The 21941-nt window shown below is 66.5% G+C and carries 19 protein-coding genes; 9 read left to right on the forward strand and 10 right to left on the reverse strand.

All coding sequences use genetic code 11. The annotated features are described in order from the left end of the window. Positions 1-24 precede the first annotated feature (24 nt). Entirely contained in the window at positions 25-525 is a 501-nt protein-coding gene (locus ITJ67_RS05935) for a DUF1990 family protein (protein ID WP_194677049.1), read from the reverse strand. Positions 526-633: 108 nt separating this feature from the next. Continuing rightward, entirely contained in the window at positions 634-1011 is a 378-nt protein-coding gene (locus tag ITJ67_RS05940) for an ankyrin repeat domain-containing protein (protein ID WP_160073088.1), read from the reverse strand. Positions 1012-1050: 39 nt separating this feature from the next. Between ITJ67_RS05940 and ITJ67_RS05945 the strand changes: the two genes are divergently transcribed. Continuing rightward, on the forward strand, positions 1051-1446 hold the full coding sequence (locus ITJ67_RS05945; protein WP_194677050.1) for an META domain-containing protein: 396 nt from the start codon (positions 1051-1053) through the stop codon (positions 1444-1446). 108 nt (positions 1447-1554) lie between these two features. Beyond that, positions 1555-2535, forward strand: a complete 981-nt coding sequence (locus ITJ67_RS05950) for a beta-ketoacyl-ACP synthase III (protein WP_160073092.1) — start codon at positions 1555-1557, stop codon at positions 2533-2535. Between the two features lie 349 nt (positions 2536-2884). Here the strand turns inward: ITJ67_RS05950 and ITJ67_RS05955 are convergent, their stop codons facing one another. The 4 genes from ITJ67_RS05955 to chvE all read right to left on the reverse strand — a co-directional run bounded on the left by ITJ67_RS05955 (position 2885) and on the right by chvE (position 8169). Further along, positions 2885-4036: an ROK family transcriptional regulator gene (locus tag ITJ67_RS05955; protein WP_160070645.1), complete on the reverse strand. Its 1152-nt coding sequence runs from the start codon at positions 4034-4036 to the stop codon at positions 2885-2887. Between the two features lie 127 nt (positions 4037-4163). After that, a complete protein-coding gene (gene mmsB, locus ITJ67_RS05960) occupies positions 4164-5318 on the reverse strand; it encodes a multiple monosaccharide ABC transporter permease (RefSeq protein WP_160071525.1) in 1155 nt (384 codons plus the stop codon). Positions 5319-5368: 50 nt separating this feature from the next. Beyond that, positions 5369-6883 carry a multiple monosaccharide ABC transporter ATP-binding protein gene (gene mmsA, locus ITJ67_RS05965; protein ID WP_323741402.1) on the reverse strand — a complete coding sequence of 505 codons (1515 nt, stop codon included), beginning with the start codon at positions 6881-6883 and terminating at the stop codon, positions 5369-5371. Positions 6884-7047: 164 nt separating this feature from the next. Continuing rightward, positions 7048-8169 carry a multiple monosaccharide ABC transporter substrate-binding protein gene (gene chvE, locus ITJ67_RS05970; protein ID WP_160070647.1) on the reverse strand — a complete coding sequence of 374 codons (1122 nt, stop codon included), beginning with the start codon at positions 8167-8169 and terminating at the stop codon, positions 7048-7050. A gap of 221 nt (positions 8170-8390) precedes the next feature. Here chvE and xylA point away from each other — a divergent pair, with 221 nt between their 5' ends. Together xylA and ITJ67_RS05980 are read left to right on the forward strand one after the other, a co-directional pair. Further along, complete coding sequence (xylA, locus tag ITJ67_RS05975; protein ID WP_194677051.1) at positions 8391-9584, forward strand: xylose isomerase; 1194 nt, start codon at positions 8391-8393, stop codon at positions 9582-9584. Positions 9585-9739: 155 nt separating this feature from the next. Continuing rightward, positions 9740-11179: a xylulokinase gene (locus ITJ67_RS05980; protein ID WP_160070649.1), complete on the forward strand. Its 1440-nt coding sequence runs from the start codon at positions 9740-9742 to the stop codon at positions 11177-11179. A gap of 125 nt (positions 11180-11304) precedes the next feature. On the opposite strand, the gene ITJ67_RS05985 is transcribed toward ITJ67_RS05980, so the two are convergent. The 3 genes from ITJ67_RS05985 to ITJ67_RS05995 all read right to left on the reverse strand — a co-directional run bounded on the left by ITJ67_RS05985 (position 11305) and on the right by ITJ67_RS05995 (position 14348). Then, positions 11305-11718: an Hsp20/alpha crystallin family protein gene (locus ITJ67_RS05985; RefSeq protein WP_104243543.1), complete on the reverse strand. Its 414-nt coding sequence runs from the start codon at positions 11716-11718 to the stop codon at positions 11305-11307. Positions 11719-11916: 198 nt separating this feature from the next. Further along, positions 11917-12849 carry a DNA-3-methyladenine glycosylase family protein gene (locus ITJ67_RS05990; protein ID WP_194677052.1) on the reverse strand — a complete coding sequence of 311 codons (933 nt, stop codon included), beginning with the start codon at positions 12847-12849 and terminating at the stop codon, positions 11917-11919. A gap of 155 nt (positions 12850-13004) precedes the next feature. After that, complete coding sequence (locus ITJ67_RS05995; protein ID WP_194677053.1) at positions 13005-14348, reverse strand: hypothetical protein; 1344 nt, start codon at positions 14346-14348, stop codon at positions 13005-13007. Between the two features lie 180 nt (positions 14349-14528). On the opposite strand from ITJ67_RS05995, the gene ITJ67_RS06000 reads away from it, so the two are divergent. The 5 genes from ITJ67_RS06000 (at position 14529) to ITJ67_RS06020 (ending at position 19919) form a co-directional block, all read left to right on the forward strand. Then, on the forward strand, positions 14529-15461 hold the full coding sequence (locus ITJ67_RS06000; protein ID WP_194677054.1) for a rhodanese-related sulfurtransferase: 933 nt from the start codon (positions 14529-14531) through the stop codon (positions 15459-15461). Between the two features lie 290 nt (positions 15462-15751). Further along, positions 15752-17113 carry a branched-chain amino acid ABC transporter permease gene (locus ITJ67_RS06005; protein ID WP_236558229.1) on the forward strand — a complete coding sequence of 454 codons (1362 nt, stop codon included), beginning with the start codon at positions 15752-15754 and terminating at the stop codon, positions 17111-17113. Positions 17114-17123: 10 nt separating this feature from the next. Next, positions 17124-18104, forward strand: a complete 981-nt coding sequence (locus ITJ67_RS06010; RefSeq protein WP_160070652.1) for a branched-chain amino acid ABC transporter permease — start codon at positions 17124-17126, stop codon at positions 18102-18104. After that, positions 18097-19116 carry an ABC transporter ATP-binding protein gene (locus tag ITJ67_RS06015; RefSeq protein ID WP_181062590.1) on the forward strand — a complete coding sequence of 340 codons (1020 nt, stop codon included), beginning with the start codon at positions 18097-18099 and terminating at the stop codon, positions 19114-19116. The genes ITJ67_RS06010 and ITJ67_RS06015 overlap by 8 nt, the downstream gene beginning before the upstream one ends. Beyond that, positions 19113-19919, forward strand: coding sequence for an ABC transporter ATP-binding protein (locus ITJ67_RS06020; protein WP_104243553.1), 807 nt, complete (start codon positions 19113-19115; stop codon positions 19917-19919). The genes ITJ67_RS06015 and ITJ67_RS06020 overlap by 4 nt, the downstream gene beginning before the upstream one ends. Before the next feature lie 665 nt (positions 19920-20584). Here ITJ67_RS06020 and ITJ67_RS06025 read toward each other — a convergent pair. Beyond that, positions 20585-21937, reverse strand: coding sequence for an ABC transporter substrate-binding protein (locus tag ITJ67_RS06025; RefSeq protein ID WP_104329980.1), 1353 nt, complete (start codon positions 21935-21937; stop codon positions 20585-20587). Positions 21938-21941 lie beyond the last annotated feature (4 nt).

The following is a 21941-nucleotide window of genomic DNA, read 5'->3' on the forward strand; positions in this document are numbered from 1 at the left end:
CGGACCCGGCGCTTGTTCCGCGCCTCACCGAAGCGCGCGCTCGTACCTCCGCCTGGCCACGATCTGCGCGACCCGGAGGAGCGGGAACAGCGTGCGCCAAGGCCCCGAGGGTGCAGGACGGGTCAGCGATCGGATCGTGAACTCGACCCGAGCATCCACTCGCCGGACGATGAATGCCTCCTCGCCCTGCACGGGATGCCCCGGGAGGGTCCGGTAGGCGAACCCAACCCTCGTCGGCTCGTCGACGACGGCCACGACCTCGACGGGCTCCTGGATGCGCACCCCAGCCCACCCGGCGATGATCGTCGGCCGCGCCCCCACAACTGCACGGGCCCCGTCCGGGTGCACCTCGAACCCGCTGCGCGTCTTGACTCGCCAGAGGAGCACGTCTGCCGCGGCGCGCTCCCACAGCGCATCCCCGTCGCCGAGGGTGACCGTCTTCTCGAAGCGTTGGAGCCGCCCCGTCTCAGGACGCCACACGCCGAGGTGCGGTTGCGTGAGCGCCTGCGAAATGGAGGTGGCCATGCCCCCAGCCTGGCATTCGGGCAACTCTTCGGCGAGCTCGGGTTCCGAAGCGCTCGGTTCCTGCGCCACAGGTCTCCCGTTGCCGGATCCCACTTTCAGTCGGGACGGTCAGCTCAGCAGGTGCGTCTGGCCGAACATGTCAGCGGTCGCGCGCGCCGTCGGCGTTCCCGCGTCGAGGTCCGCGCCCGCGTCCCGGAGCAGCCGTACGATCTCATCCTCGCCCTTGAAGAGCGCCCCCGCGATGGGCGACTGGTTCCGCGCATTGCACAGGTCCACATTGGCTCCGTGACGGATGAGCGCCTGGACGGCCCCCGCGTGGCCGCTGTACGCGGCGAGCATCAGCGCGGTGTTGCCGGCCGCGTCCTGCAGGTCGACCGGCATGCCCTGCTCGATGAGCTCCACCAGCGTCTGGCTGTCACCGCGGCGAGCGCAGCCCATCGCGAGCTCCGTCAGCGTCTCGACTTGTTCTGGCGTCAGTTCGGGCATGGCAACAGGGTATCCGTCGCTCCGGCTCGACTCGCTACGATGTGGACACCCCCGAGCATCGGAGCCCTCGTGAAGAACATCGGCGTCAGCATCGCAGTCGCGGCAGCGACCCTTCTGTTCCTCAGCGGATGCGCGCAGACAGCCGCGTCGGCGGTTGGCACCTGGGGCACCCCCGACTCGAGCGGGCAGGGCGAACCCGGCCTGCGTCTCTCGGACGACGGCAGGGTGACGGGCAACGACGGCTGCAACCGGCTCATGGGCGACTGGAGCGAGACCGACGGGAAGGTCGAGTTCGGCGCCCTCGCCTCGACGATGATGTTCTGCGAGGGCGTCGACACCTGGCTCGTCGGCGCCACGTCGGCCTCGGTCGACGGCGACTCGCTCGTGATCTACAACGAAGCCGGTGACGAGATCGGCGCGCTCCCCCGAAGCTGACGCGCACCCCGGGCGACCCCGGTCGATGCGGCAATCCGGGCGGCGCGCACGCTCCGAATACCCCCACAGAGACCAGCACTGACCGGAGGGTAGGATTCTGCGTTGATCATGCTTTCCTTCCCCCAGCCTCAGCCAGTGCACTCGCGCATCGTCGGAGTCGGCTACGAGTCGCCGGAGCGCATCGTGACGAACGATGAGCTCTCGCAGACTCTCGACACGAGCGACGAGTGGATCACGTCACGCGTCGGCATCCGCGAGCGCCGACTTGCCGCAGACGGGCAGAGCGTCACCGACCTGGCCGCAGCTGCCGGCGTCAAGGCGCTCCTCTCCGCAGGCGTTCAGGGCACGGACATCGACATGGTCATCGTCGCGACGATGACGGCCATGGACCGTTCGCCGTCGACGGCCGCGCAGGTCGCGACCCGCATCGGCGCGACGCACCCCGTCGCCTTCGACCTCAACGCGGCATGCGCCGGCTTCTCGCAGGCGCTCGCCGTCGCCGACCAGGCGATCAGCGCCGGCTCCGCGAGCCGCGCCCTCATCATCGGCGCAGAGCGCATGAGCGACTTCATGGACTGGACCGACCGCACCACCGCCATCCTCATGGCAGACGGTGCCGGCGCGGTTGTGCTCGAGCGCAGCGAGACTCCCGGCGTCGCCCCCGTCGCATGGGGTTCGCAGCCGGAGCTCGGCAACCTCGTGCGCATCCAGCAGCCGTCCGGCCGCTTCGAGCAGGAGGGCCGCAGCGTCTTCCGCTGGGCCATCACGCAGGCGCAGCACGTCGCGATCGATGCGCTCGCGAAGGGCGGAGTGCGAGCGGACGAGCTCGTCGCGTTCGTCCCGCACCAGGCGAACCTGCGCATCATCGACGCCCTCGGCAAACAGCTCGGCCTCGCCGACGACGTGGTCGCTCGCGACGTCGTCTACTCGGGAAACACTTCAGCCGCCTCCATCCCCATCGCGCTCGCCAAGCAGGTCGAGGCTGGCGTCGCGGAGCCCGGTGGACCCGCCCTGCTGCTCGGCTTCGGCGGCGGATTCTGCTACTCGGGTCAGGTCATCGCGTTCCCCGAGGTCCGCAACCCCGCGTAGACGCCACAAGCGTCCCCCGCGCGCGCCCGGCACTCCGTAGCTCCGCGCATGCCCGCTTGCTCGCCCCGCGAGATCCCGTTTCGGGATGGAAAAGTAACTTCGAGCCGGGAAGATTCCCCGAACGAAGTGACTTACCCAGCCCGAAGTCCTGGAGGGGCAGGAGCGGCTCGCGCATGCCCGCACAAACCCCGTACGCCCCTCGCTGCCCCCGCCAGATCCCGTCTCGGGATGGAAAAGTCACTTCGTACCGGGAAGATTCCCCGAACGAAGTGACTTACCCAGCCCGAAGCACGGGAGGCGAGGCGGGCGAGCTACGGCGAGGCGCGCGGGAGGGACCGGGCTGCGGACGCTAGCGGCGCAGGTGGGCGCGTTCGATGAGCGCCTGGAACTGCAGCTCGGCGGCGCCGATGAACAGCAGGTCGCTGCCGAGCCCGGCCCGCACGACCTCGACCTCCCCGTAGTTCGGGGCGAGCGTGTGCTCGGCGAGGATCTCGAGGAAGAAATCGCGCTCGAGGTCCAGCAGCACGCCGAGGAACCCGCCGAGCACCACCCGCTCGGGGTTCAGGATGTTGATCATGTTGCGCACGCCGACGCTCAGCACCCCGAGCTGGCGGTGCGTCTCGAGCTTCACCGCTGGGTCGATGTTCTGCTGCAGCATCCGCTCCAGCTCGTCGTCGCTGGCGCTCTTCGTGCCGAGGGCGGCGAGCAGTCGACGCCTGCTGACGACACGCTCAAGCTCGTCGTCGCCCGAGTTGCCGAGCGCCGCGGGAGTCGCCACGAGGTTGTGTCCGAACTCACCCGCGTAACCGGCGACACCGTGCAGGAGTCGGTCGTCGGCGATGATGCCGCCGCCGATGCCGCTCGCGCCACCGTTCATGTAGAGCATGTTGCTGATGCCGCGACCGGCGCCGAAGATGTGCTCGGCGACCGCGCCGAGGTTGGCGTCGTTCGCGGCGAGCACCGGCAGGCCCGTGGCCTTCTGCAGCTGCTCGGCGAGCGGCACGTCTCGCCACTCGAAGTGGGGAACCCAGCGCACGAATCCGTCGGAGGCCCGGACGAGTCCTGGCACGGCGACGCCGATGCCGACGCACTCGTAGAGCGTGTCGAGGCTCTCGCTGAGGCCCTCGACGAGGGCTTTCACGATGGCGACCGCTTCCCTCGCGGTCGGCGGCTTCTCGGTTTCGAAGCGGATGCGCTTCAGGAGCTCGCCGCGGAAGCTCACGACACCCACGTTGAGGGCATCCACCTCCGGCACGACCGCGACGGCGACGATCTTGTCGCAGACGCCGACGATGGGGCTTGGCCTGCCGACAAGATTCGTGGCGACGGGCTCGTGCTCCTCGACGATGCCGCGGTCGGCGAGCTCGGAGACTAGCGCCGCGATGGTGGAGCGGTTGAGGCCGGTCTCGCGGGTCAGCTCCGCTCGGGACGCATGCCCGCCGCGGTGGAGGCGTTCGAGGATGAGGGAGAGGTTCGACGAGGCGACACGATCGGTGGCCATGCCCGTCCTCTTCTCTCGCTCATCACGGCGTTGCGTGTTTGGTTCAGGTTCTCGTTCCGGGCAGGCTGGCGCTCGGCCGAGCCGTTCCGTCGCCCGCGCTGGGATCAGCGCGGGCGACGGAAATAGATCAGCTGCGTCCGCCTCGGCGCTTGCCGAGCACGTCGATCGCCACGGCGAGCAGCAGCACGAGGCCCTTGATGACCGACTGCCAGGCCGAGTCGACCGAGAGGATCGAGAGTCCCATGTTGAGGACACCCATGATCATCGCGCCGATGACTGCGCCGATAACCGTACCAACTCCACCGGTCACGGCCGCACCGCCGATGAACGCCGCCGCGATGGCGTCGAGCTCGTAGGTGTTGCCGGCTGAGGCGACGGCGCCACCTGCGCGAGCCGTCGTCACGATGCCGGCGAGCGCCGCGAGCACACCCATGTTGACGAAGATGAGGAAGTTGACGCGCTCCGTGCGCACACCGCTCATCTTTGCCGCGAAGAGGTTGCCACCCATGGCATATACGTTCCGGCCGAAGACGGTGCGCTGCAGGATGAACGTGTAGAGCATGATCAGCACGGCCAGGATGATGAGGATGATCGGCAGGCCCTTGTGCGCCGAGAGCAGCCACGCGAACGCGAGGACTGCGATGGCGACGATCGCGAGCTTCGCGATGAGGGCAGCCCCGGGCTCGACGGGAAGGTCGAGCTTCTTGCGGCGTGTTCGGGTGCGGAGCTGGCTTCCGATGACGGCTGCGACCACGACAAGCGCGATGAGCATCGTGACGACGTCGTGCCCGCCGAGCATCGTGCCCATCGACTGCGGCAGCGAGCCCTTGCCGATGGCGACGAACTCGTCTGGCAGCGCGTTGATCGTTCCACCCGTGAGGAGTACGAGCGTGAGACCTCGGAACAGCAGCATGCCTGCCAGCGTCACGATGAACGCCGGTATGCCCACGTAGGCGATCCAGAATCCCTGCCAGATGCCGATCACCGCCCCGGCCGCGAGGCCGATGAGCACCGCCGCGAACCACGGCAGTCCCCATTGGGTGATGGCGATGGCCGTGATGGCGCCAACGACGGCGACGACCGAGCCGACCGACAGGTCGATGTGACCCGCGATGATGACGATGATCATGCCGACCGCGAGGATCAGCACGTACGCGTTCTGCTGGATGAGGTTGTTGATGTTCGCGGGCAGCAGGAGCTTTCCGCCGGTGAGGATCTGGAACAGGATGATGATGACGGCGAGTGCGCCGAGGATCCCGTACTGGCGGACGTCGACCGACATCCTCACTTTCCGGGTGCCTGCTTCTTTCGCGGCCTCGGTGTTCGTGGTGGTCACGACTCGTCCTTTCCAGCGGTCATGTACTGCATGAGCAGTTCCTGTGTTGCGTTCTCCTTGGAGACCTCACCCGTGAGGCGGCCTTCGGAGATCGTGTAGATGCGGTCGGCGAGACCGAGCAGCTCGGGGAGCTCGGAGGAGATCACGACGACCGCCCTGCCCTGCTCGACGAGCTTGTTGATGAGCCCGTAGATCTCGTACTTCGCGCCGACGTCGATGCCGCGGGTGGGCTCGTCGAGGAACAGCACGTCAGGGTCGGTCTGCAGCCATTTGCTGAGCACGACCTTCTGCTGGTTGCCGCCGGAGAGCTTGCCCGTGAGCGTCGCGACGCTCGCCGTCTTGATGTTCATGGACTTGCGGTAGCCCTCAGCGACGCCGTTCTCCTTGATGCCGTCGACGACTCCCCAGCGGGAGACCTTGCCTTCGGCTGCCGCGGAGATGTTCGCCTGGATGTCGCCGATGAGGTTGAGGCCGAGGTGCTTGCGGTCCTCGGTGGTGTACGCCAGGCCGTTCTTGATGGATTCGTTGATCGTCTTCGTGGAGATCAGCTGTCCCGACTTGTACACCTCACCGGAGATGTTCGTGCCGTAGCTGCGTCCGAAGATGCTCATCGCGAGTTCCGTGCGGCCTGCTCCCATGAGGCCGGCGAAGCCGATGATCTCGCCGGCGCGCACGTGGAACGACACGTCGTCGACGACCTTGCGGCTCGGGTCGGCCGGGTGGTGCACCGTCCAGTTCTCGACGCGCAGCTTCTCCTCCCCGATGACCGCCTCGCGGGGAGGGAACATGGAGCTGAGCTCGCGGCCGACCATGGCGCGGATGATCCGCCCCTCGGTCGCATCCGGTTCGGTCATGTCGATCGAGTCGATCGTTGCACCGTCGCGGATGATCGTGACGCGGTCTGCGATGCGCCTGATCTCCTTGAGCTTGTGGGAGATGATGATCGACGTGATGCCCTGCTCGCGCAGCTGCTCGATGAGGCCGAGCAGGTGCGCGGAGTCTTCGTCGTTGAGGGCCGCGGTGGGCTCATCGAGGATGAGCAGCTTCACGTCTTTCGAGAGCGCCTTGGCGATCTCCACGAGCTGCTGCTTGCCGACGCCGATCTCGCGGATGACGGTGGCGGGGTTCTCGTTGAGGCCCACCCGCTTGAGCAGCTCCGCCGCACGGCGGTTGGTCTCATCCCAGTCGATGACGCCGAAGCGCTGGATCTCGTTGCCGAGGAAGATGTTCTCCGCGATCGACAGGTAAGGGCTGAGTGCGAGCTCCTGGTGGATGATGACGATGCCGTCGTGCTCGCTGTCGTTGATGGTCTTGTACCGCACCTCGCGGCCATCGAACTCGATGGTCCCCTCGAAGGTGCCGTGGGGGTAGACGCCGCTCAGGACCTTCATGAGCGTCGACTTGCCCGCGCCGTTCTCGCCGCAGATGCCGTGCACCTCGCCGCGACGGACTTCGATGTCGACGCCCGCGAGGGCTCGCACACCGCTGAATTCCTTCACGATGTTCGACATCTTCAGGATTGTGTCGTCTTGCACCATTGCTCCGTCTCACTTTCCGAGCATCAACGCTCGGCACTGCTGCGCCTCGGGGGCGCGAGCTGCAACAGAAGCGCGCTCGGGCTGGTGTGGGGGCACAGCCAGCCCGAGCGCGTTCAGTGTGTGGTGTCGGTGACTCGTTAGAGTCCGACGTCCGATGCCTTGAGGAAGCCACTGTCGATGAGCTTCTCCTGCACGGTGTCCTTCGTGACGACCTCGGGGTCGAGGAGGTACGAGGGGACGACCTTGACGCCGTTGTCGTAGCTCTCGGTGTCGTTGACGTCGACCTCGGTGCCTGCCTTGAGCGACTCGACCATGGCGAAGACCTGGTCGCCGAGGAGGCGGGTGTCCTTCCAGACCGTCATCGACTGCTTGTCGGCGAGGATGTTCGTGACCGATGCCTTGTCAGCGTCCTGACCCGTAAGGATGGGCCACTCGGAGCCGGGCGTGTAGCCGGAGGAGACGAGCGCCTCCGCGATGCCCTGGGCGAGGCTGTCGTTCGGCGAGAGAACGACGTCGACCTTCTTGTCGCTGTAGTTCGAGGCGAGACGGTTCTCCATCTCGTCCTGAGCGCCAGCGCTCTCCCAGCCCTGGATGCCGACTGAAGCCCAGTCATCGTTCGATGCCGGCGACTTGCCGGAGGCGACGACGAGCTTGCCTTCGTCGATGTACGGCTTGAGGACGTCCCAGGCTCCGGAGAAGAAGAACTTGGCGTTGTTGTCGTCCGGGCTGCCGGCGAAGGGCTCGAGGTAGAACGGGCCAGGCTGGTTCTCGAGGTCCAGGCTGTCGACGATGTACTCGCCCTGGAGCTTGCCCACCGCGTAGTTGTCGAACGTCGCGTAGTAGTCGACGTTCTCCGTGTCGTTGATGAGGCGGTCGTAGGCGATGATCGTGATGCCTTCGTCAGCCGCATCCTGCAGCACCGGTGCGAGCACCGAGCCGTCGATGGCGGCGACGACGAGCACGTCGACTCCGGATGCGATCTGGTTCTGGATCTGCGAGATCTGCGTGTCCGGGTCGTTCTCGGCGTACTGCAGGTCGGTCGTGAAGCCGGCCTCGTCGAGCTTGCTCTGGAGCTGCGCTCCGTCGTTGATCCAACGCTCGAGCTCGCGGGTTGGCATCGAGATGCCGACGCTCTCGACCTCGACTGCTGCTCCTGCTTCGCCGGTTGCTGCTGGGTCTGCTGGCGCGTCGCATGCGGTGAGACCGAGTGCGAGGCCTCCAACGACTGCGAGACCGAGCAACTTCTTCGTTGCTGACATGACGGTCATTTCCTCTCTGAAATGTGTTGCCCTAAGTTGTCGCGCCAAACATATACCCACTTGGGTCAGGTTATGCAACCCCGTGTCAGATTCGTGACAAAACTGGCCCGAAGCACCATCCGAACCGTGTCCCATCCGGAACTCGTGGTGGAAGTGACACAACGAAGTGCTATATGTTGCTCTCTGGAACTTATCAACGACGATACCTAGAACGGACTCCCATGTCTCTGACTCCCACCCCCGCAGACAAGTTCTCATTCGGTCTGTGGACCGTCGGCTACAACGGGACCGACCCGTTCGGCGGCCCGACGCGCGCCGACCTCGACGTCGTGCACGTCGTCGAGAAGCTCGCAGAAGCCGGCGCCTACGGCCTCACCTTCCACGACGACGACCTCTTCCCGTTCGGCTCGACCGACGAGGTCCGCGACTCGCAGATCTCCCGACTCCGTGGCGCACTGGATGCGACCGGGCTCGTGGTTCCCATGGTCACGACGAACCTCTTCTCCGCTCCCGTGTTCAAGGACGGCGGCTTCACCTCCAACGACCGCGACGTGCGCCGCTTCGCGCTGCGCAAGGTCCTCCGCAACCTCGACCTCGCCGCGTCGCTCGGCGCCGAGACGTTTGTCATGTGGGGCGGCCGCGAGGGTGCGGAGTACGACTCCGCGAAGGACATCCGCCAGGCCCTCGAGCGCTACCGCGAGGCCGTCAACCTCCTCGGCGACTACGTCACCGACAAGGGCTACAACATCCGCTTCGCGATCGAGCCGAAGCCGAACGAGCCCCGCGGCGACATCCTGCTCCCCACGGTCGGCCACGCACTCGCCTTCATCGAGACCCTCGAGCGCCCTGAGCTCGTCGGTGTGAACCCCGAGGTCGGGCACGAGCAGATGGCCGGCCTCAACTTCGCGGCAGGCATCGCGCAGGCGCTCTACCAGGGCAAGCTCTTCCACATCGACCTCAACGGCCAGCGCGGCATCAAGTACGACCAGGACCTCGTGTTCGGCCACGGCGACCTGCAGAACGCGTTTGCGCTCGTCGACCTGCTCGAGAACGGCGGCCCCAACGGCGGCCAGACCTACACGGGCCCGCGTCACTTCGACTACAAGCCCTCGCGCACCGAGGACGAGACGGGCGTCTGGGAGTCGGCGGCAGCGAACATGCGCACCTACCTCCTCCTCAAGGAGCGCGCGGCTGCCTTCCGCGCCGACCCCGAGGTGCAGGAGGCTCTCGCGGCGTCCCGCGTCGACGAGCTCTCCACGAACACGCTCGGCGAGGGCGAGACGTACGACGACTTCCTCGCTGACCGCTCCGCCTTCGAGGACTTCGACGCCGACGCCTACTTCAACGGCAAGGGCTTCGGCTTCGTGCGCCTGCAGCAGCTCGCGCTCGAGCACCTCATGGGCGCACGCGGCTAGTCCACGTCCCAACAGCTGACGGGCTCCCCCGTCCCCCTCGCAGAGCTGCGGCGGATGCACTCACCACGCGCGTGCATCCGCCCCAGCTCTGTCGTGCATGCTCGATCACTACCTGAACCTCAACACAGCACTCGCCCTACAGAAAGCAGACCACCATGCTCGTCGCCGGCTTCGACTCGAGTACGCAGAGCTGCAAGCTCGTCATCCGCGATGCGGCGACGGGTGCGCTCGTCCGCCAGGGGCGCGCAGCTCACCTCCCCGGCACGGAGATCGACCCGGCGAACTGGTGGGCGGCCGTCCAGGGCGCGACCGAGGCCGCAGGCGGGCTCGACGACGTGGCGGCGATCTCCGTCGCCGGCCAGCAGCACGGCATGGTCGCCCTCGACGCCGAAGGCCGCGTCGTCCGCGACGCCCTCCTCTGGAACGACACCCGCAGCGCAGGCGCAGCACGTGACCTCATCGCCGAGTTCGGCCAGGCTGCGCTCGTCGAGCGCACAGGACTCGTGCCCGTTGCCTCCTTCACCATCACGAAGCTGCGCTGGCTGAGGGATGCGGAGCCCGAGAACGCGGCGCGCGTCGCAGCCGTGGCCCTCCCCCATGACTGGCTCACGTGGCGTCTCCTCGGCTACGGCCCCGCAGATGAGAGCCCCCTCGGCCCGGACCTGACGAAGCTCACGACCGACCGCTCCGACGCGTCGGGGACCGGCTACTGGTCGCCCTTCACGCTCGACTACGACCGCGAGCTGCTCATCGCGGCCCTCGGCCACGACGCCATCCTGCCTCGTGTGCTCGGACCGGACGAGGTCGCGGGGAAGACGCCGGCCGGCGCGCTCGTCGCCGCGGGCGCCGGCGACAACGCCGGCGCGGCGCTCGGCCTCAACGCGCGCGCGGGCGACGTCGTCGTCTCCATCGGCACCTCAGGCACCGTGTTCTCCGTCGCCGACCGACCGGTGGTCGATCCCCGCGGCGGGCTCGCCGGGTTCGCGGACGCGACGGGAGCATTCCTTCCCCTGTCCGCGACCCTCAACGCAGCACGTGTCATCGACACGACCGCCGAGGTGCTCGGCGTCGACCATGAGGAGTTCGGTCGGCTGGCCGCATCCGCCCCCGTCGGTTCCGGTGGTCTCGCGTTCGTGCCATACCTCGACGGGGAGCGCACCCCCGACCTGCCGGATGCGACCGCATCGCTCCTCGGCATGACCCGCGGCTCATTCACCCGCGAGAACCTCGCTAGGGCCGCAGTCGAGGGCATGCTCGGCAGCCTCGCGCAGGCACTCGACGCCCACCGTGCGCTCGGTGTCGAGGCGAAGCGAGTCATGCTCATCGGCGGCGCCGCGCTGAGCGAGGGCGTGCGCGCCGTCGCGCCGACCCTCTTCGATGTGCCCGTCGAGATCCCAGCACCCGGCGAGTATGTCGCCGACGGCGCGGCCCGCCAGGCCGCCTGGGTGGCGACCGGGACACGTCCGGACTGGCCCGTCGAGACGATCGCTCGCCTCGAGCCTGCCCCTGACGCGGCGCTCCGCAGCCGATACGCGGCGGCCGCGAAGCTCGCCCGCGACGCGGAAGAAGCAGGGACGGGACTCCACGCCGCCTGACCAGCGAAAGCGCGCGTCGCGGGCACGTGCCGAAACGCGGAGTTACAGAGAGGGGCAGCGCCAGTCGGCGCTGCCCCTCTCTGCATTACTGGGTTCGCTTCACGAAGCTGCGATCACCGGGCCCCTTAGGCCTGGATGGTCTCGACCTTCGTGCCGCTCTCGACCTCGATCTTGCGTGGCTTCGCGCGCTCGCTGACCGGCACGGTCACGGTCAGCACGCCATGCTCGTAGCTCGCCGCGATGCGCTCGGTGTCGAGCCCCTGGCCGAGCGTGAACTGGCGGAGGTAGCTGCCGCCGTTGCGCTCACGGACGAGCCACTTGGCCCCCTCGGCGTTGACCGTGCTGCGCTCGGCCCGGATCGTCAGCTGCTGGCCGTCGAGGTCGACGTCGATCGAGCTCGGGTCGATGCCGGGCAGGTCAGCGGTGAGGATGTAGTGGTCGGCCTCGCGGTAGAGGTCGATGGGCATCGAACGCGGGCTGTTCGGTGCTCCCTGGAAAAGTCGTTCCATCTCCTGGAACGGATCGAAGACGCGTGCCATGTCGTTTTCCCTTCCTTGTACGCACGCTCGTCTACGCGAGACGGTGCGGTGAACTTGAGTCGACCGGTGTCAACTTCCTTGAGCAGAAAATTAGCACTCCACCCCCTCGAGTGCCAGAAAATTCGCTGAAAACCCCGTCAGCCTTGGGCGAACGCACCCTCGAAGGAGGTCAGCGCGCGTCGACGCGGGGCGCGAAGCTCAGTGGGAGCGGTGGTCTTGCACGGTCATACGCGGGCCATGCTTCGGGCGCGGGTTGCCCGCGAGCTTGATGAGCCGCACGACCCGCTCGCGATGTCCGCGCCACGGCTCGAGCAGCTCCCGCATGCCGTCGTCGTCGACGTCGCAGCCCGCGAGCGCCCATCCGACCATGTTGGGGATGTGGTAATCACTGAAGCTCGGAGCGTCGGGGTCGCCATGCGAGCGCTGCACGGTCTCGTTGGCCGTCCACACACCGACGCCCACGATCGAGCGAAGACGGCGAAGCGGCTCCTCCGACCCCGTCGGCAGGCTGCTCGTGCGCTCCAGCGCCGAGGCGACCGTCGCCGAGCGGATGACCGTTCCGGATCGCGAGGAGTCGACGCCGGCCCGGTGCCAATCCCAGCTCGGAATGCGCCGCCACTGCTCCGGCGTGAGCGGCAAGCGCAGGTGCCGCGGCACGAGACCGGCCGGCCCTGGCGCCGCGTCGGCGTGGTCGCGGTGCAGGATGTCCCACGCGCGATGCGCCTCGAGGCCCGTGATCTTCTGCTCGATGATCGCCGCACTCAGCGCCTCGAACACCGCACCCGACTTCGGGAGCCGCATCCCCTCGTTCCGTCGCCGCACATCCGCCAGCTCCGGCAGGGCGTCGAGGCGGAGCTCGCTCCAGTCGTCGTCGCAGCCCAGCAGCGTGGGAGCCTCATCGACCGCGATCTCAGCAGCTTCACCCCACGACACGATCCGCACCCCCTCCCGCGCCTGGCGGAACACCGTCGTCGCGCCTCCCGCCAGCGAGTGGGACGTGCGCCAGACGTCGCGCGACACGGGATGCACCCAGCACGTCGGATCTCGCCTGCCCCGCATGAGGGGAGACAGGGTCTGCTGCACATCGACCGGCGCCGCCGGCCGATAGAGCGACATGACCCGATCTGGCATGCCGCAAGGGTACGCAGACCCACGGACATTCGATCCTCCCGACACACGCCGCGACTCGCGGCCAGTGCGATAGCGACCTATGAGAAATTCGAATCAACGCGACTCCGAAACTCGCGAGGGAGCGATCCTCACCTATCAGCGCTCAAAGACCCTGCTCATCTTCGCTCATTGGACCTAGAATCCACTTTCTGATAGCCGAAGCTGCGAAATACTCGCCTCAGGAAACTCTCGCGCAAATCGCTTGAACTAGCCGCTCGCTCTTCGAGGTCTCGTTCAAGTATCGCGATCTTCGCTCGACCCGAGCTAACCCGAGACTCAAGATCAAGTTCCGCTTGTCGCATCCCGACGAGTCCGATGCGAGATTTTGGCAGCAGGGTGGAGATCGAGATGAAAAGGCTCGGTCCACAGGCAGTCACAATGAACACCGAACCGACTAGCCATCCATGATTTTCAGCCAACGACATGCCGAGAAGAAAACCAAAAGCCAGAATCAAGAAAAGCACGGCACCCACAGCAACACGGGTAACGTATTTCGAGAATGACGTATCACTCACCCAGCGCTCTCGCGCCGACTCACCGGAGAGCATTGCAACTACCACGGATAGAATAAATCCCGCCAGAAGAACCACGAGATTCGAGTTCAGCCAGAACTGAAAGTAGATCTGTGAATTCAAATATTGGATAGCAAGCAAAACGCCAGTTAGAACCGCAGTCGCGAGCGTTGCGAGGAGTGACGAAGCAAAAACGACCCTGAGTCGACGCCTCCATATGTTCGCTTGCCCTATAGCCTGCTCCCAACTCAAAGCAACGACTCCCGAGGCGACCATCACCTCACGTTTCGCAGCAATTCCTTCGATCAGTGACTCTGACCTAGCAACTGCCGCCATATTCGCGCGAAGCTGCTCTTGCGAGGTGTAGACAACGAACTCGCCTAGGAGCGTCGCCAAAACTACAACCACCGCCCCAAGTGGGGCGACAAGCATGAACTTTCCGAGCTCGGCCGGTTGGTTCAAAACCGCAATACCACTGAAAAGAAGCGCCGGAAACAAGAATCCAACAAGGGATATCGCCGCCGTGGCGAGAATGCGCTGCACTTTTGGGATCGCCAACGAGCCGGATAGTTGCCCGCCGGCCACAAGGACATACAAACCGGCGAGCAATGTGACCACCACACTGAAGGCATCGACACCCCCATCGAGAACCGAAGCTCCGATAGTCGTGAAAACTGTTCCGAGCGCCTCCCAATCACCGACGGATGAAGTCGACGACAAGGCCGCCTGAAACGGCACGACCAACGGTAGAGAGTAGAACAGAAGGGCAATCAGGCTGACTGCTATGAGTTGAACCAATGAGGCACGCCATTGGGAGCGTTCACTAGGAAAAGGGGGCTCCAATTGAGATTCAGTCACCTGCGTGATAATAGAGGCAAACCCGGCCCACACAAGACAAACTGGGAATATTTGCGGATTCTTCGGCACCGAGAAGGTTTTTCTGAACAAGTACGCGAGTTGACGACACGACTCCACCGACCAGCAGATGATCTGTGAGATACCTCTTCGATCCAAGACCAAGGGCTGTCGTTGGGCCTGCTGGCCGGTTGGCCGCACTTGAGATCCCTTCGCATGATGGACGGAATGCCTGCCCCTGGCCAGCACGCGCCCTCACCTAAAATCGTCCTCATGGCTGTCCCCAAGATCGTGCTCTACTACGCCTTCGCGCCCCTCGCCGACCCGGAGGCGATCCGCCTCTGGCAGCGCGACCTCGCGGCGTCCCTGGGGCTGCGTGGGCGCATCCTGATCTCCAAGGACGGCATCAACGGCACCCTCGGCGGCGAGCTGAACGCGCTCAAGCGCTACGTGCGCACCACCCGGGAGTACGCGGCCTTCAAGGACGCCGACTACAAGTGGTCGGAGGGCACTGGACTCGACGAGCAGGGACAGAGCCTCGACTTCCCACGCCTCAGCGTGAAGGTGCGCGACGAGATCGTTAGCTTCGGAGCACCGGGCGAGCTCGAGGTCGACGAGCACGGCGTCAAGGGCGGCGGGACCCACCTCGCCCCCGACGAGCTCCACGCACTCGTCGAATCGCGCGACGAGATCGTCTTCTTCGACGGCCGCAACGCGATCGAGGCGCAGATCGGCCGCTTCGAGGGGGCCATCGTTCCGGAGACCGGAACCACCCGCGACTTCATCGCCGAGCTCGAATCGGGCAAGTACGACGACCTCAAGTCGAAGCCCGTCGTCACCTACTGCACGGGAGGCGTGCGCTGCGAGGTCCTCTCCGCACTCATGCTCAAGCGGGGCTTCAGCGAGGTGTACCAGCTCGACGGCGGCATCGTCCGGTACGCGGAGCAGTTCGGCAACGAAGGGCTGTGGAAAGGCTCCCTCGCGGTCTTCGACGCACGCGAGCACCTCGAATTCGGCCCCGACACCGACATCCTCGGCCGCTGCCGCGAATGCGAGACGCCGACGCACCGCACCCAGAACTGCAGCGACCCCTCCTGCAGGGAGCGCTTCGTCGCCTGCGAGGACTGCGGCAAGCGCGCGCTCCACTGCCCAGAGCACACGACCGCGAGCCTCAGCGCCCCAGCGGGGGCACCATCCGGTCGGTGACACGCCGGAGACGACAGACATCTTCACAAATCGGAGATCTTGGATGTCGCGGCACACTGCGCCGCGCTGAGGCACCACATTTGTGGTGACGTAGAACAAAATTGCGCGCTGAGGCTCCTGGCTGCGAGCGGAGCCCCTTCCGCACGGCTATCGTGTGTAGCGGCATAGAAACATTGCCGATACAAACCATCCGTAGATTCGCAGAGTGGCGAATCCTCGCTTGTAGAAATAGCAGTTCCAGAATCTCGTTCAGTCGTCGTGCCCAGCCCGACTCGCACTGGAGGTACTCCGTGCCCCTTCTCCCCAGTCCGCTCACGCCAGCCGGTTCGCGCTCAGCGACCGCCCGGCGTTCCCGGCTCACCCGAACCCACCGAATGCTCGCGGCGCTCGCGATGTCGCTCTTCGCGTTCCTCGGCGTCTTCGCGATGGCCGGCCCCGCGAACGCAGCGGCCGACCCCGTCGACGAGGAGTCACCGTACTCGATCAGCGGCATCCTCAACTACGAGGGAGAACCCGTCGCGGGCGTCTCGCTCACCGTCGACGGCGACGGCTACTCCGAGACAGTGGAGTCGGGTGAAGACGGCCGCTGGCGAGTGCCCGTCCCAGGCCCAGGCAACTACACGGTCACGCTCGACACCGAGACCCTGCCAGACGGCATCGACCTGCGGAACGAGGACGGCGCCACCGCAGAGGTCACCGAGGACGAGTGGTCGACGACCAACGTCGGGCGCCTCTTCGCACTCGGAGAGGACACCAGGCAGAGCAGCAACTTCGGCTCGCAGCTCATCGAGCGCCTCGTCGCCGGCCTCAACTTCGGCCTGCTCATCGCGCTCGGCGCGATCGGCATCACCCTCATCTTCGGCACCACCGGGCTGAACAACTTCTCCCACGGCGAGCTCGTCACCTTCGGCGGACTCATGGCCTGGCTCTTCGCCGTCGTCATGGGGCTCAACATCTTCGTCGCCATCATCGTCGTCGTGATCCTCGGCGCCGCCTTCGGCTGGCTCCAGGATGCGACCCTCTGGAAGCCGCTGCGCAAGCGCGGCGTGCGCCTCGTCCCGGCGATGATCGTGAGCATCGGCCTCGGCCTCGCGCTCCGCTACCTCTACCAGTTCTTCTTCGGCGGGGCGATCCTCCCGATGAGCTCGGTGGGCCTCAGCGGAGCCGTGGAGTTCGGCCCCGTGCGCATCACGACGGGGTCGCTCCTCAGCATGGGCATCTCGATCGTCACGCTCCTCCTCGTGGCCCTGTTCCTGACGCGCACCCGCGTCGGCAAGGCCACCAGGGCCGTGTCCGACAACCCGTCGCTCGCAAGTGCATCCGGCATCAACGTCGACCGCATCATCCGCATCGTGTGGACCACGGCAGGTGGCCTCGCCGCCCTCGCCGGCGTCATGCTCGCCCTCTACCGCCAATCCTCATGGGACATGGGCTTCCAGGTGCTCCTGCTGATGTTCGCCGCCGTCACCCTCGGTGGCCTCGGCTCCGCCTACGGTGCTCTCGTCGGCTCGCTCGTCGTCGGCATCTTCGTCGAGCTCTCGACCCTCTTCATCCCCGCCGACCTCAAGTACGCGGCGGCGCTCCTCATCCTCATCCTGGTCCTGCTCGTCAGGCCCCAGGGCATTCTCGGCCGCCGCGAGCGAGTCGGCTAGGAGACGAACCATGGACTGGTCAAACATCCTGAGCAACGCCGTCGGCGAGCTCCTCAGCCCCACCACCGCTGCCTACGCGCTCGCCGCGATCGGCCTCGGCATCCACTTCGGCTACACCGGCCTCCTCAACTTCGGCCAGGCCGCGTACATGCTGCTCGGCGCGTACGCGTTCGCGATCCCGACGATCAGCCTCGGCTGGCCCATCTGGGCCGCCGTGCTGTGCGTCATCGTCGTCTCGATCGTCTTCTCGTTCATCCTCGGCGTCCCGACGCTGCGGCTACGAGCCGACTACCTGGCCATCGTCACGATCGCCTCCGCCGAGATCCTGCGGTACATCGTGACGACGACCGGCCTCACCCCCGTGACGGGCGCGGCCAACGGCCTGAACGGCTTCAAGGGAACCTTCGCGGCCATCAACCCGATCCCCGACGGCACCTACGGCTTCGGCCCCTTCACCTACAACGCCTACGACTGGTGGACCCGCATCGTCGGCTGGGGCCTCGTCATCCTCGCGACCCTCCTCGTGTGGGCGCTCATGCGCAGCCCGTGGGGTCGCGTCGTCCGCGGCATCCGCGAAGACGAGGACGCCGTCCGAAGCCTCGGCAAGAACGTCTTCGCCTACAAGATGCAGGCGCTCATCACGGGCGGCCTCCTCGGCTCCCTCGCCGGCATCATCTTCATCCTGCCGAGAGCCGTGCAACCCGCGAACTACACGACGGGTCTCACGTTCTTCATCTGGACGATCATGCTGCTGGGTGGAGCCGCGACGATCTTCGGCCCAATCGTGGGAGCGATGATCTTCTGGGTCGTGCTCTCGCTCACGCAGGGCATCCTGTACGGCGCGATCGAATCGGGCGCGATCACCTTCCTCTCGACGACGCAGGCGGGCCAGCTGCGCTTCATCATCGTCGGAATCGCGCTCATGCTGCTGGTGGTCTTCAGACCCCAGGGCATCTTCGGAAACAAGAAGGAGCTGAGCTTCAGTGCCTGAGCAGACGAGCCCGCCAACGGGCATCCTCCCCACCCACGAATTCGTCGACGGCAAGGTCGGCCCTGGCTGCAAGAAGGTCGACCCGATCGTCATCGCCGACGGCGTCACCCGCCAGTTCGGCGGCAACACAGCCGTGGATGTGCAGCACCTCGAGATCCCGCGCGGCAAGATCACGGCGCTCATCGGCCCCAACGGCGCCGGCAAGACGACCATGTTCAATCTGCTGACGGGCTTCGACAAGCCCAACACGGGCACGTGGTCGTTCGACGGCACCTCCCTCGCCAACGTGCCCGCCTTCAAGGTGGCCCGCTCCGGCATGGTCCGCACCTTCCAGCTCACGAAGTCCCTCGGACGCATGACCGTGCTCGACAACATGCTCCTCGGCGCCGACGAGCAGGGCGGCGAGGGCATGCTGCGCGCACTGTTCAAGCCGCTGTGGCGCGACCGCGAGAAGGAGATCACCGAGAAGGCCGACGAGCTCCTCGCCCGCTTCAAGCTCGACGCGAAGCGCGAGGACTACGCGGCGTCGCTCTCCGGCGGACAGCGCAAGCTGCTCGAGATGGCACGCGCCCTCATGAGCAGCCCGAAGCTCATCATGCTCGACGAGCCCATGGCCGGCGTCAACCCGGCCCTCGTGCAGTCGCTCCTGGGCCACGTCAAGGAGCTCAAGAACGACGGCACCACGGTGCTGTTCGTCGAGCACGACATGCACATGGTCACCAACATCTCCGACTGGGTCGTCGTCATGGCGGAAGGCCAGATCGTCGCGGAGGGCCCGCCCGAGACGGTCATGAAGGACCAGGCCGTGATCGACGCCTACCTCGGCGCGCACCACGACCAGGACCTCGGCGACCTCGACATCCAGGAGCTGGAAGTCGAGCGCATCGCCGAGGAACAGGGCGTCGAAGCGGCGGCCGAGTACGAGGCCGAGGTGCTCGGGACGACCACGATCGCCGAGGAGATCGCCGAGACGAAGCCCGGGACCGAGACGACGGAGAGTGACAGCAAATGAGCGAGACGACGCCCAACGCATCCGGTTCTGCGACAGCGACGACCCCCAGAAGCGACGCTGTGCTGTCGACGATCGACCTCGTCGGCGGCTACCTGCCCGGCGTGAACATCCTCAACGGATGCTCGATCGACGCCTACCCCGGCGAGCTCATCGGCATCATCGGGCCCAACGGCGCCGGCAAGTCGACGGTCCTCAAGGCCATCTTCGGGCAGATCAAGATCCGCGGCGGCAGCGTGATGCTGAAGGGCGAGGACATCACGGGCCTGCGCGCCGACAAGCTCGTCGCCAAGGGCGTCGGGCTCGTGCCGCAGAACAACAACGTCTTCCCGTCACTCACGATCGAGGAGAACCTCGAGATGGGGCTCTTCCTGCGCCCCAAGGTCTTCAACGAGCGATTCGAATTCGTCGCCGACCTCTTCCCCGAGCTCGGTAAGCGCCGCAAGCAGCGCGCGAGCTCCCTCTCCGGCGGTGAGCGGCAGATGGTCGCCATGGCGCGGGCCCTCATGATGGACCCGTCGGTGCTGCTCCTCGACGAGCCGTCGGCGGGCCTCTCCCCGGTACGTCAGGACGAGACGTTCCTGCGCGTGCGCCAGATCAACCGTGCCGGCGTCTCCGTCATCATGGTCGAGCAGAACGCGCGCCGCTGCCTGCAGATCTGCGACCGCGCCTACGTGCTCGACCAGGGCAAGGACGCGTACACGGGTACCGGACGCGAGCTGCTCAACGACCCGAAGGTCATCGCCCTCTACCTCGGCACGCTCGCGGCCGACGAACAGGCGAAGGACGGCGACGCGGCCCACTAACCGCGAGCATCCACCCAGCCGCCCCCGGCGAAGCCGAAGCCGATCGCTGCCCGGCGTTTCGCCCCCTGCCAGACTGCGCAGGGGCCGAAACGCCGGGCAGCGTTGCGTGGGCCCCGTGGGCACCGGGGCACCGGGGCGCCGGGGCGCCGTGGCGCCGTGGCGCCGTGGGCACCGTGGCGCCGTGGGCACCGTGGCGCCCAGGTTCAGCGCGGAGTTCCCCTCCCCCAGAGGGAGATAAACACTGCCCGGCGTTTCCCCCACTGCGACAGCCCACAGAGGGCGAAACACCGGGCAGCGTTGGTTGCTTTCGCGCGCAGCGATGCGTGGACCCCGGGCCACGCCCAGATTCTGCACAGAGCTCCTCTCCCCCAGAGGGAGATAAACACTGCCCGGCGTTTCCCCCACTGCGACAGCCCACAGGGGGCGAAACACCGGGCAGCGTTGCGAGCGGGGGCGAGGGGGTGAGGGGGAAGAAGACGGCAGCGGGGGCGATCGCATACCCCCACCGGAGCACGCAGAGGGTCCGGCCCAGCCCCCACCAGGGCGCGCAGAGGGTCCGGCCCAGCCCCCACCAGGGCGCGCAGAGGGTCCGGCCCAGCCCCGGCCAGGGCACGCGAAGGGGCCCGGGATGCGTGCATCCCGGGCCCCTCGCTCAGCGGATCAGCTTAGAGCTGGCCAGCCTCTTCTCCGATGTTGGAGTAGGTGTTGCCGTTGCCGTACTGGTAGATGCCGATCGTGGCCTCTGACGGGTCGCCGTTCTCGTCGAACGAGATCGGGCCGGAGACACCGTCGTAGTCGATGTCGGTTCCAGCTTCGAGCAGCGCGACGCAGTCGGCGTAGGTGGTGCACTTCTCACCATCGACGGAGACCTTCTGCATGTTGTCCTTGATCGTTGCCGGGTCAGCGGCACCGCCGGCCTGAGCGGCGAGGGCCGCCAGGATGACAGCGTCGTACGACTCAGCGCCGTACGTGAAGTCCTTCAGGTCCGGGTCGATGCCGAGCAGCTGGGCGCGGAAGTCGTCAGAAGCGACAACACCAGGGATGGTGCCCTTGGCGCAGTTCAGCGTGCCCTCTTCGAAGTCGGCGGAGTAGTCGGCCATGTTGCCGTCGACCATGTAGAGCTTGTCGGCGGGGAAGCCCTTGGTGCCGATGAGCTGCGGAACGATGGTCGCCGTCTGGTCGAACGCGACGAGCGCGATCGCGTCGGGGTCGGCGGCCGTGACGGCGTCGATCTGCGCGGAGAACTGGCTGTCACCCTCATTGAAGGCTTCAGACGCGACGACCTCGCCACCAGCAGCCTCGACTGCCGTGGTGATGCTCTCAGAGAGGCCCGAGCCGTAGGCGTCGTTCAGGTAGATGATGCCGACGGATGCGTTGCCGTCGTTGACGATCGTGTTTCCGTTGACGCGTCCCTGGAGGATGTCCGAGGGGGCGGTACGGAAGTAGAAGCCGTTGTCGGCGTAGGTGGAGAACTCGGCCGAGGTGTTCGCCGGCGAGATCTGCACGACGCCCGCGCCGGTGATCTGGTCGATGACCGTCATCGAGACGCCCGAGGATGCCGCGCCGACGATGGCGGACACGTTCTGGCTGAGCAGGTCGGTGACCGACTGCGTCGCGATGTCGGTCGACGTGTCGCCCGAGTCACGGTGGACGACGGTGATGTTGCCGCCGAGCACACCAGACGGCGAGGCGTTGATCTCGGCGACTGCGAGGTCGACACCGGCGATCTCGGGCGGGCCGAGGAAGGCGAGGGTTCCGGTCTGCGGAAGCAGCGAGCCGATCTTGAGCGCTTCGGAGCGCTCCTGAGCGGCCGGCGCGTCGACGGGCGTGACGTCGGCGACGGATGCAGCTGTGTCGGGCCCACAGACCGCAGCGGCAGCATCGCCCTCCGCAGCTGGATCGCCGCCGTCGGTCGTCGACGAGCACGCAGCCAGCATGAAGACGCCGACGCTCATGGCGGCGATTCCTGTGGTGATGCGCAACTTCCTGGAGGGAGACGACTTGGCAAAGTTACTCATGGTG

Source organism: Pseudoclavibacter sp. VKM Ac-2867, assembly GCF_015351275.1.
GTDB lineage: Bacteria > Actinomycetota > Actinomycetes > Actinomycetales > Microbacteriaceae > Pseudoclavibacter.